The organism is Nioella sediminis (assembly GCF_001879695.1).
Lineage (GTDB): Bacteria > Pseudomonadota > Alphaproteobacteria > Rhodobacterales > Rhodobacteraceae > Nioella > Nioella sediminis.
The window spans coordinates 1-12,500 of record NZ_MNBL01000168.1 but is presented as its reverse complement, the minus strand read 5'-3'; the positions used below and the strand labels follow the sequence as shown (position 1 = coordinate 12,500).

Annotated in this window: 15 protein-coding genes; 4 read left to right on the top strand and 11 right to left on the bottom strand. The window is 64.3% G+C overall.

Features of this window, described 5'->3' with window-relative positions; translation table 11 throughout:
- Nucleotides 1-22: 22 nt before the first annotated feature.
- The 3 genes from mltG to BKY26_RS18470 all read right to left on the bottom strand — a co-directional run bounded on the left by mltG (nt 23) and on the right by BKY26_RS18470 (nt 2,855).
- Nucleotides 23-1,192, bottom strand: a complete 1,170-nt coding sequence (gene mltG, locus BKY26_RS18480) for an endolytic transglycosylase MltG (RefSeq protein WP_071691853.1) — start codon at nt 1,190-1,192, stop codon at nt 23-25.
- Nucleotides 1,192-2,454, bottom strand: coding sequence for a beta-ketoacyl-ACP synthase II (gene fabF / locus BKY26_RS18475; protein WP_071691852.1), 1,263 nt, complete (start codon nt 2,452-2,454; stop codon nt 1,192-1,194). The genes mltG and fabF overlap by 1 nt, the downstream gene beginning before the upstream one ends.
- Before the next feature lie 167 nt (nt 2,455-2,621).
- Nucleotides 2,622-2,855, bottom strand: coding sequence for an acyl carrier protein (locus tag BKY26_RS18470; protein WP_071691851.1), 234 nt, complete (start codon nt 2,853-2,855; stop codon nt 2,622-2,624).
- Nucleotides 2,856-3,103: 248 nt separating this feature from the next.
- On the opposite strand from BKY26_RS18470, the gene BKY26_RS20125 reads away from it, so the two are divergent.
- Entirely contained in the window at nt 3,104-3,388 is a 285-nt protein-coding gene (locus BKY26_RS20125; protein WP_131541945.1) for a hypothetical protein, read from the top strand.
- Here the strand turns inward: BKY26_RS20125 and fabG are convergent.
- The 4 genes from fabG to BKY26_RS20545 all read right to left on the bottom strand — a co-directional run bounded on the left by fabG (nt 3,323) and on the right by BKY26_RS20545 (nt 7,659).
- On the bottom strand, nt 3,323-4,060 hold the full coding sequence (gene fabG, locus BKY26_RS18465; RefSeq protein ID WP_071691850.1) for a 3-oxoacyl-ACP reductase FabG: 738 nt from the start codon (nt 4,058-4,060) through the stop codon (nt 3,323-3,325). The two genes, BKY26_RS20125 and fabG, sit on opposite strands and share 66 nt — an antisense overlap.
- 94 nt (nt 4,061-4,154) lie before the next feature.
- Nucleotides 4,155-5,099 (bottom strand): ACP S-malonyltransferase, encoded by a 945-nt coding sequence (gene fabD, locus BKY26_RS18460; protein ID WP_071691849.1) that lies wholly within the window; start codon nt 5,097-5,099, stop codon nt 4,155-4,157.
- A 91-nt stretch (nt 5,100-5,190) separates the two neighbouring features.
- On the bottom strand, nt 5,191-5,583 hold the full coding sequence (locus BKY26_RS18455; protein WP_071691848.1) for a hypothetical protein: 393 nt from the start codon (nt 5,581-5,583) through the stop codon (nt 5,191-5,193).
- A 210-nt stretch (nt 5,584-5,793) separates the two neighbouring features.
- Complete coding sequence (locus tag BKY26_RS20545) at nt 5,794-7,659, bottom strand: hypothetical protein (protein WP_193600211.1); 1,866 nt, start codon at nt 7,657-7,659, stop codon at nt 5,794-5,796.
- A 343-nt stretch (nt 7,660-8,002) separates the two neighbouring features.
- On the opposite strand from BKY26_RS20545, the gene rpsF reads away from it, so the two are divergent.
- The 3 genes from rpsF to rplI are packed head-to-tail and all read left to right on the top strand — an operon-like array spanning nt 8,003 to nt 9,255.
- A complete protein-coding gene (rpsF, locus tag BKY26_RS18445) occupies nt 8,003-8,356 on the top strand; it encodes a 30S ribosomal protein S6 (protein WP_071691847.1) in 354 nt (117 codons plus the stop codon).
- Nucleotides 8,357-8,378: 22 nt separating this feature from the next.
- Nucleotides 8,379-8,606, top strand: a complete 228-nt coding sequence (gene rpsR / locus BKY26_RS18440) for a 30S ribosomal protein S18 (RefSeq protein WP_071691846.1) — start codon at nt 8,379-8,381, stop codon at nt 8,604-8,606.
- A gap of 13 nt (nt 8,607-8,619) precedes the next feature.
- Entirely contained in the window at nt 8,620-9,255 is a 636-nt protein-coding gene (gene rplI, locus BKY26_RS18435; RefSeq protein ID WP_071691845.1) for a 50S ribosomal protein L9, read from the top strand.
- A gap of 130 nt (nt 9,256-9,385) precedes the next feature.
- On the opposite strand, the gene BKY26_RS20540 is transcribed toward rplI, so the two are convergent.
- From BKY26_RS20540 to BKY26_RS20345, 4 genes are all read right to left on the bottom strand, one after another.
- On the bottom strand, nt 9,386-10,240 hold the full coding sequence (locus BKY26_RS20540) for a hypothetical protein (protein WP_158514368.1): 855 nt from the start codon (nt 10,238-10,240) through the stop codon (nt 9,386-9,388).
- Nucleotides 10,241-10,374: 134 nt separating this feature from the next.
- On the bottom strand, nt 10,375-10,842 hold the full coding sequence (locus BKY26_RS18425) for a hypothetical protein (RefSeq protein ID WP_071691844.1): 468 nt from the start codon (nt 10,840-10,842) through the stop codon (nt 10,375-10,377).
- A 92-nt stretch (nt 10,843-10,934) separates the two neighbouring features.
- Nucleotides 10,935-11,393 (bottom strand): hypothetical protein, encoded by a 459-nt coding sequence (locus BKY26_RS18420; protein WP_071691843.1) that lies wholly within the window; start codon nt 11,391-11,393, stop codon nt 10,935-10,937.
- A 137-nt stretch (nt 11,394-11,530) separates the two neighbouring features.
- The coding region (locus BKY26_RS20345; RefSeq protein ID WP_071691842.1) for a hypothetical protein at nt 11,531-12,500 on the bottom strand (970 nt) is incomplete at its 5' end.

Sequence of the window (12,500 nt, the reverse complement as noted above, 5' to 3'; positions counted from 1 at the left end):
GACGCCGAAGGCGGCGAAACCCCTAGTTTTCCTGCGCTGCCCGCGCCGCTTCGATCGCCCGCCAGGCCTGCACATTCTCGTTGTGCTCGGCGAGGCTCGTCGCGAAGGCATGGCCCCCCGACCCATCCGCCACGAAGAACAGATAGTCCGTGCTGGCCGGGTTCACCGCCGCCTCAATGGCCGCGCGACCGGGGTTCGCAATTGGCGTCGGCGGCAGCCCGTCGATGCGATAGGTGTTCCACGGGTTGTTGTCATTGATCAGCTCGCTTTGCCGGATCCCCCGGCCAAGGAAGCCCCGCCCCTCGGATTCGCCATAGATGATCGTCGGGTCGGTCTGCAGCCGCATTCCCGCCTCAAGCCGGTTCACGAAAACCCCCGCGATCTCGCCGCGTTCATCGGCCACCCCGGTTTCCTTCTCGATAAGCGAGGCCATGATCAGCGCCTCCTCGACCGTATCATAGGGCAGGTCCTCGGCCCGCCCGGCCCAGGCCGCCAGCAGGATACCGGTCTGCGCATCGGCCATATCGGTCAGCATCTCGGAAATCAGCGTGCCGCGCGCCACCTCGTATGTGTCGGGCGCCAGCGTGCCCTCGGCGGGCAGATCCTCGACATCATCCTCCAGGAAATCCGCACCGCGCAGCCCTTCGACGATCTGCCAGACGGTCAGCCCTTCCGGCACCGACACCCGGTAGACAATCGGCGTGCCCGCCTCGACCAGCGCCACGTACTCGGCAGGAAGCTCCGCGCCGCCCTCGAAGGTCGCCAGTTCCACCTGCTCGCCCGTGCCCGGCACCCGTTCACGCAGCCGCATCTCGCCGCCGCCCGCGCCGCCACGGATCACATAAGTGGCCGTATAACGGAAGGTGGACGGCCCGCCGGAGGACAGGATCTCCATCACCTCGTCCATCGACACGCCCGCGGGAATTTCATAGTTCCCGAAGCGCAGATCCTCGGCCCGCTCCGTATAGCGCGCGCCAAGCCGGAAGATGGTGGCGCTGGAGATCACCCCCGCCGCTTCCAGGTTTTCCGAGACCGAGGCCAGGCTTTCCCCCCGCGACACTTCGAAATAGGTCGGTTCCGCCAGTGGCCCCGCAGAGGTGAACTGACGCTGCCCCCAGGCCACGGCCCCCGCGAATGCGATGAAGCCGACGATGAGCAGGCTCATCCCGTTGGCAGCGACATGTTTCCACATCAGTCGGTGACCTTACCCATAACGAGCGACGCGTTGGTGCCGCCAAAGCCAAAGCTGTTGGACAGCGCCACGTTGATCTCGCGCTCATGCTTGGCATTGGCGGCGAGGTTCAGCTTTGGCTCCACCGCCGGGTTATCCAGGTTGATCGTCGGCGGTGCCACCTGATCGCGGATCGCCAGGATCGAGAAGATCGCCTCGATTGCACCCGCAGCCCCCAGAAGATGCCCGACAGAGGATTTGGTCGAAGACATGGTGGCAAGCCCCGCCTTGTCGCCCAACAGACGCTCCACCGCGCCCAGTTCGATCGTGTCGGCCATGGTCGAAGTGCCGTGGGCGTTGATGTAATCCACCGCATCCGGCGTCAGGCCCGCGCGCTTCAGCGCCGCTTCCATGGCGCGGTAGCCGCCGTCGCCATCCTCGGAGGGTGCGGTGATGTGATAGGCATCGCCCGACAAGCCGTAGCCGAGGATTTCCGCGTAGATCTTGGCCCCGCGCGCCTTGGCATGCTCGTAATCCTCCAGCACCACGACGCCCGCGCCTTCGCCCATGACAAACCCGTCGCGGTCCGCGTCATAGGGGCGACTGGCGCGCTGCGGATCGTCCGCGCGCTTGGTGGACAGGGCCTTGCAGGCGTTGAACCCCGCGATACCGATCTCGCAGATCGCAGCCTCGGCTCCGCCTGCAACCATCACATCCGCGTCGCCCCACTGGATCAAACGGGCCGCGTCGCCAATCGCGTGCGCGCCGGTGGAACAGGCGGTCACGACCGCATGGTTCGGCCCCTTGAACCCGTAGCGGATGCTGACCTGACCCGAGATCAGGTTAATAAGCGAGCCGGGGATAAAGAAAGGCGACACCCGGCGCGGGCCCTTTTCCTTCAGCAGAATCGCCGTGTCGGCAATCGACGAGAGGCCACCAATGCCGGACCCGATCAGCACACCTGTGCGCAGGCGGCTTTCCTCATCCTCGGGCATCCAGCCCGCATCGCGCACGGCCTGTTCAGCGGCAGCCATGCCGAAAAGGATGAAATCATCGACCTTGCGACGTTCCTTGGGCGCCATCCAGTCATCGGGGTTGAACGTCCCGTCAGAGCCATCGCCGAGCGGCACTTCGCAGGCGTAGTTGGTGGCCAGATGCGAGGCATCGAAGCGCTGGATCGTCCCTGCCCCTGATTCCCCGGCCAACAGGCGGCTCCAGGTTTCCTCGATACCAGAGGCCAGGGGGGACACGATCCCCAGACCCGTGACAACAACTCGACGCATATTCCTGCCCCTTCCGGATGAGAGCTTATCGCGGTTTGATAACGTCAAGCGGGGGGCTTGGGCAATCCCTTGACAGGGGTTTTGCCCCGACCCCGCGACCTGCCGCCAATGCAAAACGGCACCCTATCAGGATGCCGTCTGCGAATTCTGGACCTGAGGCGAAGGGCTCAGGAGGCGTCGGTGATGAATTTGCACGCGTCGCCGAAGGTCTGGATGGTTTCGGCCGCATCATCGGGGATCTCGATGCCGAACTCTTCCTCGAAGGCCATGACCAGTTCAACGGTGTCCAGGCTGTCTGCGCCCAGGTCGTCGATGAAGGAGGCGTTCTCGGTCACCTTGTCTTCTTCCACGCTCAGGTGCTCGACAACGATTTTCTTCACGCGATCTGCGATGTCGCTCATCTTTTCGATCCTCATCCAGTTTGGTCGAAAGCCATTTTCCAGCCCTCGATCTGTAATGCGCCGGTATCGGCGGTTTGACGGGACCGGCAAAGGCCCCATACCGTCTGGCGCAAGCGCCCCCCGGCAAAATCTGCGCCGCCTATAGCACATCCGCAATCGAAGGCAACGGGGTTTGATCCGTTTTTGCCATTTCCCGCAGCCCCCCGCCTTAACCTTTCGGAATGATCCGCTCGGTACACTGGCCCCAGATGACCCGAATAAACAATGGGCTGGAGGATACGTTGACAGAATTCATCGGCTATATCGCGCTGCTCTGGCGCGCCCTGCAACACATGTCCGGGCTGCAGGCACTGATCTTCGGCATCGGGGCGTTCCTGATGGGAATCGCCCTGGCTCGCGCCGCACGGCGGCTCGGGGTGCATCCCGGCCGCCGCTTGTGGCGGATCGTAACGGCACGGTTTGGCCGCTCAAACCATCGCCATGCCGCCATTCACATGCATCGTCGTGCCCGTCAGGTAACCCGCCTCAGGTGAGGCCAGGAACAGAACCGCGCTGGCGATCTCTGCCGGGCTGCCCATGCGGCCCGCCGGAATCTGCGTCAGGATCTTGGATTTCTGATCGTCGGTCAGCTTGTCGGTCATCGCGGTCTCGATGAAACCGGGCGCAACCGCATTGACCGTGATGCCCCGGCTGGCCACCTCATAGGCCAGCGATTTCGACATGCCAATCATGCCGGCCTTGGAGGCGGCATAATTGCCCTGCCCCGGATTGCCGGTGGTCCCCACGACAGACGAGATGTTGATGATCCGGCCCCAACGCGCTTTCATCATGCCGCGCAAAACGCCTTTGCACAGCTTGAAGGTGGAGGTCAGGTTCACGTCGATCACCGACTGCCATTCCTCGTCGGACATGCGCATGAACAGGTTGTCGCGCGTGATGCCCGCGTTGTTGACCAGGATATCGACCGACCCCATGGCCTCGGCCGCCTGCTTGGGCAGCGCCTCGACCGCCTCCGGGTCCGACAGGTTGCAAGGCAGCACATGCGCGCGCGCGCCCAGCTCCGCGGCCAGTGCCTCCAGCGGCTCCACCCGCGTGCCGGACAGGCCGACCGTGGCGCCCGCAGCATGCAATGCGCGAGCGATATCGGCGCCGATGCCGCCCGATGCGCCGGTGATCAGCGCGTTTTTCCCTGTGAGATCAAACATGTCCCGTCCTTCCCTGATGTCGTGACGCCCGCCAGGGGCGCCAAATTTCTTCGAAGAAATTTGCAAGGCTCTTGCAAGAGCCTTCTCGCCCCGCTCAGCCCTCGGCCAATGCCGCCGCCGCAGCGCGGACCTCGTCTGGTGTGCCCACCTGCCGGGTCGCCAACGACCGGTCGATGCGCCGGATCATGCCGGTCAGCGCCTTGCCCGCGCCAATTTCCCATGTCTCGGTCACACCATTGGCGGCCATCCACATCACGCTTTCGCGCCAGCGGACAGATCCCGTGACCTGATCGACCAGATGACCGCGCAGCACGGGGGCCGCGCTTTCCGCCGCCGCCACCACATTCGCCACCACCGGCACGCGCGGTGCGCTCAGCTCCACATGGCTCAACGCCTCGGACATGGCGTCTGCCGCGGGCTGCATCAACGCACAATGGAACGGGGCAGAGACCGGCAGCATCACCGCCCGTTTCGCGCCCTCTCCCTTGGCGATCTCGACAGCCCGCTCCACCGCCTCGCGGTGGCCAGACACCACCACCTGACCCGGATCGTTGTCATTCGCGGCCTGGCAGACGGCCCCCTGGCTCGCGACCTGTGCCACGCGCATCGCGGTTTCGAAGTCGAGCCCCAGCAGCGCCGCCATCGCGCCCTCGCCCACCGGAACCGCCTCCTGCATGGCCGTGCCGCGAATGCGCAGCAGCCGGGCGGTATCCGCCAGAGACAGCGCCCCCGCCGCACAGAGCGCCGAATACTCCCCAAGCGAATGCCCCGCCACATAGGCCGCCGCCTCGACCGTCACACCCTCGGCCTCCAGCGCCGCCATCGCAGCCATGGAGGTTGCCATCAGGGCCGGTTGCGCATTGGCGGTCAGGGTCAGTTCGTCCTGCGTGCCGTCCCAGATCAGCGCCGACAGTTTCTCGCCCAGGGCTTCGTCCACCGCGTCGAACACCGCTTTCGCAGCCGGGTATTCATCTGCCAGGGCCTTGCCCATGCCGATGGTCTGGGCCCCCTGGCCCGGGAAGAGGAAGGCTCGTGTCATCCGCGTCAGCGCTCCGTTTCAAGCTATTGTTGCCCAAGGGGCTACCGCAACCGCTGGTCCGGCGCAATTGCCAAGCTCCCCGACCGGATCGCTAATGTTCCATGAAATGCGGAACGGGAGGCCCCTCTCCGGGAAAGAGCTGCACGAAGATCGAGGGGGCCAGGGCCCGCCAGCTGAGACTCAGATTGCCGAGAATCCATCGCGGACTGACCCGCGCGGGATGCGCGAGGACGTGATTAAACGGCGCCTCCGCCTCGGTCACGAAGAAGATTTCGGGATCGGCGGCGATCAGGAAGTCGCGTTCCCCCGCGGGCAGGCGAAATCCGGGCGCATCCACCCGGCTGTCCCACCAGGTCCACAGGCGGCCATGGGCATGCAGACAAGCAAACCCGTCACCGCGCATGTCCTCGTGGACATTCGGCAGATTCAGGCTGCGCGCCAATCGCTTGGTCTGGTTCCAATCCAGCATCGCCGTCGGCCCCATATCTTCACCCCCAGAAGGTTAAGGGATTCCTTGATTACGTCAAAAGAAAACCCTGACGCCTGCAGAGGTTTACCTTAGGTCAATTTGGGAGAAAGTAAACATTTCCGGTCATGTGGAGTGTTTTTTCGGGCCGGACGCGGCACTCCCATCAGTCTGGGCCGCTCATGCCCAAGGGCGACGGGTTACAGCCATGCAGCGTTCCGGGGCAGGTCAATTTCGGCCATTGCCGTTGCCATTCCCGTTACCGTTGCCATTCCCGTTACCGTTGCCGTTTCCTGCGGGGCCATCGTCATCAGTCGTGTCCCCCACGCATTGAGGCGCATTGCCGGGGTTCGAGGCATCGCACCCATCCGCATCGTTGCCATGGCCATTGTTGCCGTTGCCGTTGCCGTTGCCGTTGCCGTTGCCGTTGCCGTTGCCGTTGCCGTTGCCGTTGCCGTTGCCGTTGCCGTTGCCGTTGCCGTTGCCGTTGCCGTTGCCGTTGCCGTTGCCGTTGCCGTTGCCGTTGCCGTTGCCGTTGCCGTTGCCGTTGCCGTTGCCGTTGCCGTTGCCGTTGCCGTTGCCGTTGCCGTTGCCGTTGCCGTTGCCGTTGCCGTTGCCGTTGCCGTTGCCGTTGCCGTTGCCGTTGCCGTTGCCGTTGCCGTTGCCGTTGCCGTTGCCGTTGCCGTTGCCGTTGCCGTTGCCGTTGCCGTTGCCGTTGCCGTTGCCGTTGCCGTTGCCGTTGCCGTTGCCGTTGCCGTTGCCGTTGCCGTTGCCGTTGCCGTTGCCGTTGCCGTTGCCGTTGCCGTTGCCGTTGCCGTTGCCGTTGCCGTTGCCGTTGCCGTTGCCGTTGCCGTTGCCGTTGCCGTTGCCGTTGCCGTTGCCGTTGCCGTTGCCGTTGCCGTTGCCGTTGCCGTTGCCGTTGCCGTTGCCGTTGCCGTTGCCGTTGCCGTTGCCGTTGCCGTTGCCGTTGCCGTTGCCGTTGCCGTTGCCGTTGCCGTTGCCGTTGCCGTTGCCGTTGCCGTTGCCGTTGCCGTTGCCGTTGCCGTTGCCGTTGCCGTTGCCGTTGCCGTTGCCGTTGCCGTTGCCGTTGCCGTTGCCGTTGCCGTTGCCGTTGCCGTTGCCGTTGCCGTTGCCGTTGCCGTTGCCGTTGCCGTTGCCGTTGCCGTTGCCGTTGCCGTTGCCGTTGCCGTTGCCGTTGCCGTTGCCGTTGCCGTTGCCGTTGCCGTTGCCGTTGCCGGAAGAGCTTCCCGAACCAGTCGTGATCGTCAATCCGCCAGTGTCTCCGCCAGATCCGGAAATCAGGGTTCCTCCGCCCGAGCCACTTTGCCCCGAGTCACCGCCGGAGGTAATGACCAGCTCCGCCCCGGACCCGTCACCGGAGCCGTCCGTGATGATCAGGACCGGATCGTCATTGTCGCTGGAACCGGACGTGATTGTCAGCCCTTCGCCCGCGTTGCCATTGCCGTTGCCCCCTGCGTTGCCATTGCCGTTACCACCGCCATTTCCGTTGCCCTGCCCACCAGAGCCACCGGAACCATCAGAAGCATTCTCGGCATTGTTATTCGGTCCGGAATTCCCCGGCGCCTCCTGATCTCCATTACCGAATCCGTTGTTTCCATGGGAGCTTCCGCCACCAGTATTCTGGTCGCCGCCGCTCTGAGCGGACTCGCCCGAGCCGCCATCGCCACCGGCGCCATCCCCCCCGGCCCCGTCCGAAGCCGCATCGCCCGAGCCAGCCGCGTCTTCCGCGCCAGTGCCCGCGTCGTCCCCGTCTGCCCCGTCTGCCCCGGACTCGGAGCCATCGCCCTCTGCCCCGTCTTGCCCGGACCCGGACCCATCCTCCTCCGCATCGGAATCATCGTCCTGCGCAGCGCTCGACCCGCCAGTCCAGCCGCCGGATCCCGCTGCTTCGTCGGAATCGCCTGCGCCCTGATCCTGTCCGCCCGTATTGAACGAGGTCACGATGATGGAATTGCCGTCCAGATGATCCGCCGTGTCGCGCGATGCGTCCGCAACGCCGGAGATGATTTCGCCCGAAACGACCAGCGCAAGGGCCACGGTCAAGAAAACCAGCGGCACCATGTCTACGGTCACGGCCCCGCCTTCATTCCTGACAAATTGCTTCACACGACGCATGATCCGAGCCACTGAACGCTGAAATGAACTTGTATCGGCGAATTTACCCATCTAACCGGGTACAAAATGCGGCGCTCCGATGGTCATTCCGTGCCAGGACGCTCAATCCGAGCTTTGCCGCGCGGACAGGACACCCCCGGGCCGTCAGCAGCCGAATCCCCCTTGATCCCCTGCCCCAACCGTCTATAAGGCGGGCTTCCTCCGCCGTTGCCTATGCACCGGCGTGGTCTCTCGTGGTCCGGGGGGCGGAGGACAACGCCCCGGCCTTTGAAACGCGCCTTGAAACAAGACTGGAGATGACATGCCTCTCTACGAGCATGTGATGATCGCGCGTCAGGACCTGTCCAACGCGCAGGCCGAAGGGCTCATCGAACATTTTGGCGCAATCCTGTCGGACAATGGCGGCTCTGTCGTCGGCTCCGAATACTGGGGCGTCAAGACCATGGCCTACAAGATCAACAAGAACCGCAAGGGTCACTATGCCTTCCTGCGCACCGACGCCCCGTCGGCCGCCGTTCAGGAAATGGAACGCCTGATGCGCCTGCATGACGACGTGATGCGCGTTCTGACCGTCAAGGTCGACGCCCATGACGAGGGCCCCTCGGCCCAGATGCAGAAGCGGGACGACCGTGACGGTCGCCGCGAGCGCCGCTAACCCATAGGGAAGGACTTTCAAAATGGCCGCAAAACCGTTTTTCCGCCGCCGCAAGACCGACCCGTTCGCGGGCGAGAACGCGCCGAAGATCGACTACAAGGACACCCGTCTGCTGCAGCGCTACATCTCTGAGCGTGGCAAGATCGTGCCGTCCCGCATCACCGCCGTTGGGGCAAAGAACCAGCGTAAACTGGCCCGCGCCATCAAGCGCGCCCGGTTCCTGGCGCTGCTGCCCTACGCCGTCAAGTAAGGAGAGCTGACCAATGGACGTTATCCTTCTGGAACGCGTGGCCAAGCTTGGTCAGATGGGCGATGTAGTATCCGTCAAGGAAGGCTACGCGCGCAATTACCTGCTGCCGCAGCGCAAGGCGCTCCGCGCCAACCAAAGCAACATCGATGCTTTCGAAGCCCAGAAAGCGCAGCTCGAAGCGCGCAACCTGGAAACCAAGGCGGAAGCCGAGGATCTGGCGGGCCGCCTGGGTGGTCAGCAGTTCATCGTGATCCGCTCGGCCTCTGATTCCGGCGCGCTCTACGGCTCCGTCACCACCCGTGACGCTGCCGATGCCGCCACCGAAGCCGGCTTCTCGCTCGATCGCAAGCAGGTTGCCCTGACCCGCCCGATCAAGGAACTGGGTCTGCACACCGTTCTGGTGAACCTGCACCCCGAGGTCGAGGTTGAGATCGAACTGAACGTGGCCCGCTCGGTCGAAGAAGCGGAGCTTCAGGCCTCCGGCAAGTCGATCCAGGAACTGGCTGCCGAAGCGGAAGCCGCTGCCGAGTTCGAAATCGCCGAACTGTTCGACGATATCGGCTCTGCCGCACTGGACGATCTCGATGGCGAGGGCGACGCTGCCCCCGCTGCCGAAGACGCATCGGAAGAAGGCTCGGAAGAGGCCTGATCCGTACCCCCCTTTCGGGGACAGTGATGACCGCGCCCTTCGGGGCGCGGTTTTTTTGTGCCGGACGCGGCAAAGAAAAAGGCCCGCCCCGGATGGGACGGACCTTTCGGTGTGGTGTGTCCGCGCGGGCTTACTTGCCGTCGTCCACCGGAGCCGGTGCCGGAGCGGGAGCAGGTGCAGGCGCAGGTGCCGGTGCCGGTGCAGGGGCCGGTGCAGGTGCAGGGGCCGGTGCAGGTGCAGGTGCCGGAGCAGGCGCAGGCGCAGGTGCAGGTGCAGGTGCCGGAGCGGGCGCAGGCGCAGGTGCCGGAGCAGGCGCGGGTGCCGGAGCAGGCGCAGGTGCCGGCGCGGGTGCAGGTGCAGGTGCAGGCGCAGGGGCCGGTGCAGGCGCAGGCGCAGGCGCGGGTGCAGGCGCGGGTGCAGGCGCGGGCGCGGGTGCCGGAGCAGGCGCAGGTGCCGGTGCAGGTGCAGGTGCAGGCGTATCAGCCGGGGCAAAGCCGCCACCCGGTGCGGGGGCAGCGCCGCCTGCGACGGGCATCGTCTGGATGGTCAGCTGAGCGTTACAGCTGTTGCCGCCATAGGTCCCGACCCAGACATCCACGCGGCCATTGAGGTTTTCAGCACCGGACACGGTCATGCGCGGATCGAGGTTGCCGTTGGAATCGTCGTCAAAGAGCCAGGTGGTATTGACGGTGTTGACCAGAAGGGTCGCATCGCATTCGGACACGACGCTCATTTCCAGCGCGTAGTTGTCCATGCCACTCAGGATCAGCGAATAGGTCGGCACGGCATTGGCATAGCCCAGACCGGGCAGACCACAGGCCTGGACCGAGAACTGGCCGCCCGCGATCGTCGGGGCGGTCTGCGGCGTGGTCAGCATGTCGCCGGTGAATTCATAGGACGGGCCGGGCTGCATGAAGCTGGGGCAAGCCAGCGCAGCGGCGCTTCCAGCGAGCAGGATGGCGGCAGAGGTCAGCAGGGTTTTCATGTCGGGAAACTCCCATATCGGCAGTGAACGGGGCTTGGGAAAATGGCCGGGCGTCGAACGGGGCGCGGGCCAGGGAAAGCGGAAAGGCCGCAGCGGGACGGCCTTTCCAATCTCAACTCAGAGGAGAGCCTGGATCAGTTGTACCAGGTTTCCATTTCCAGCGTGGCCGAGCAGGTCGACGGACCGTAGGTGCCAACCCACACATCGATGCGGCCCTGGGTGTTGGAGGTGCCGTAGAGGTTGATGCGGGGGTTCGGGTAGCCGCCGGAATCATCATCGAAGAACCAGGAGGCGTTGGCCGAGTTCACCAGCAGGACGGTGTCACAGGCAGCCTGGGACACTTCGATCTCCAGACGGCCATAAGGCGCCATGCCCGAGGTGTAGAACGAGAAGTCGGGCTGCGAGATCACGTAGCCGGTGTGGTTGAACCCGCAGTTGCGGAGGTACTGGCCACCGCCGGCAATCACGCCGTAGGAACGGGGGGTGTACAGGTACTGACCGGTCACCGAGAAGGACTGGCGGCCCTGGGTGATGGTCGGACACGCCGAGGCGGCTGCCGTCAGCGAGATCAATACAAGGAAAGCTGAAAGAATGGTGCGCATCTGGATAACTCCTTAATTTGTCATGCACAGTCTGTATAGATCAGTCTTAGTGTCGTGTCTACACTTTTTTTGCCGATCCGGTGATTTTTTTGTCAGCCATCGGTTTCAAGGATCAGATCCCCATAGCATGTCTGCCCGTCATAGCTGCCGACCCAGATATCCACGCGCCCGTTCAACAAGGCCGATCCGCGCAGGTTGATCTCTGGATTGTGGCCGTAAGGGCCGTCATCGTTATAGTGCCAGCTCCCGTCCGCGGCATTTACCAGCAGGACGGAATCGCAAGGGGCCTCGACCCGAATCTCCAGCGGGTAATGATCCATTCGGGCCAGGCGGAAGGACATGGTCGGCGCGGCAGAAACGTATCCGGGATACTGAATGCCGCAGCTCGCCAGTGCATAGTCGGTGCCGACCTGCACGCTGTATTCGCGCGCATGGGTCAGGATATCGCCAGTGTAGCCGTAGTCCACATCGCCCCCCATTCGATAATCCGGACAGGCTTGCGCGGCGGCGGCGGCAAGCGTCAGGGTTGCGGCTAGAAAAAGAGGTTTCATCGTCAATCTCCGGGTATGGCAGGCAATAATTGCCCCGGTGTGTCTGTCTGCCCCGATCTGCATGAAATCCGCGTCGGAGCCCTTAGGGGGAAAGGGCCACCCCGAAAGGTGGCCCCTGCCCTTATCTGTGCCTGGTCTTAGTTGTACCAGGTTTCCAGCTCGACCACGGCCGGGCAGGACGTCCCGTTATAGGTACCCACCCACAGGTCGAGACGACCGTTCAGAGCACCCGAGGACGGGATGTTCAGCTCAGGCTGCAGGTTGCCGCGGCTGTCATCGTCGAAATACCAGGTGGTGTTCGGCGTGTTCACCAGAAGCGTGGTGTCACAGGAGGCGCTGGTCACTTCGATCTCGAGGCGGCCATAGCTTTCCATACCGGACAGCATGAACGAGTAGTGCGGGATGGTGTTGGCATAGCCACGGCCACCCACGCCACAGGACGAGATGTTGGTGTTGCCACCGGCCTGCACGTTGTAGCTGGTCGGGCTGTAGAGCTGCTGGCCGGTGATGTAGATCATCTGACCGGGCTGCTGCCAGGACGGGCATCCACCAGCGGGTGCGGGCGTCGGGGTCGGAGTCGGCGCAGGGGCCGGAGTCGCGGCGTTGTGCCAGGTCTCCAGTTCCACCACGGCCGGGCAGGACGTACCGCTATAGGTGCCCACCCACAGATCCAGACGACCGTTCAGCGACGCCGAGGACGGGATGTTCAGCAGCGGCTGCAGGTTGCCCCGGCTGTCATCGTCGAAATACCAGGTGGTGTCCGGCGTGTTCACCAGCAGAGTGGTGTCGCAGGACGCGCTGGTCACTTCGATTTCCAGACGGCCGTAGTTCTCCATCCCCGACAGCATGTAGGAATAATGCGGGGTCGGGTTGGCATAGCCACGGCCACCCACGCCACAGGACGAGATGTTGGTGTTGCCACCGGCCTGCACGTTGTAGCTGGTCGGGCTGTAGAGCTGCTGGCCGGTGATGTAGATCATCTGACCGGGCTGCTGCCAGGACGGGCATCCACCAGCGGGTGCGGGCGTCGGGGTCGGAGTCGGCGCAGGGGCCGGAGTCGCGGCGTTGTGCCAGGTCTCCAGTTCCACCACGGCCGGGCAGGACGTA

What these genes read in the sequence shown, in the direction of transcription:
- BKY26_RS20540 (WP_158514368.1), bottom strand. Translation starts at nt 10,240, where the DNA reads ATGAAAACCCTGCTGACCTCTGCCGCCATCCTGCTCGCTGGAAGCGCC.
- BKY26_RS18420 (WP_071691843.1), bottom strand. Translation starts at nt 11,393, where the DNA reads ATGAAACCTCTTTTTCTAGCCGCAACCCTGACGCTTGCCGCCGCCGCC.
- BKY26_RS20125 (WP_131541945.1), top strand. Translation starts at nt 3,104, where the DNA reads ATGACCCGAATAAACAATGGGCTGGAGGATACGTTGACAGAATTCATC.
- fabD (WP_071691849.1), bottom strand. Translation starts at nt 5,099, where the DNA reads ATGACACGAGCCTTCCTCTTCCCGGGCCAGGGGGCCCAGACCATCGGC.
- fabF (WP_071691852.1), bottom strand. Translation starts at nt 2,454, where the DNA reads ATGCGTCGAGTTGTTGTCACGGGTCTGGGGATCGTGTCCCCCCTGGCC.
- BKY26_RS18470 (WP_071691851.1), bottom strand. Translation starts at nt 2,855, where the DNA reads ATGAGCGACATCGCAGATCGCGTGAAGAAAATCGTTGTCGAGCACCTG.
- mltG (WP_071691853.1), bottom strand. Translation starts at nt 1,192, where the DNA reads ATGTGGAAACATGTCGCTGCCAACGGGATGAGCCTGCTCATCGTCGGC.
- BKY26_RS18425 (WP_071691844.1), bottom strand. Translation starts at nt 10,842, where the DNA reads ATGCGCACCATTCTTTCAGCTTTCCTTGTATTGATCTCGCTGACGGCA.
- rplI (WP_071691845.1), top strand. Translation starts at nt 8,620, where the DNA reads ATGGACGTTATCCTTCTGGAACGCGTGGCCAAGCTTGGTCAGATGGGC.
- BKY26_RS18455 (WP_071691848.1), bottom strand. Translation starts at nt 5,583, where the DNA reads ATGGGGCCGACGGCGATGCTGGATTGGAACCAGACCAAGCGATTGGCG.
- rpsR (WP_071691846.1), top strand. Translation starts at nt 8,379, where the DNA reads ATGGCCGCAAAACCGTTTTTCCGCCGCCGCAAGACCGACCCGTTCGCG.
- rpsF (WP_071691847.1), top strand. Translation starts at nt 8,003, where the DNA reads ATGCCTCTCTACGAGCATGTGATGATCGCGCGTCAGGACCTGTCCAAC.
- fabG (WP_071691850.1), bottom strand. Translation starts at nt 4,060, where the DNA reads ATGTTTGATCTCACAGGGAAAAACGCGCTGATCACCGGCGCATCGGGC.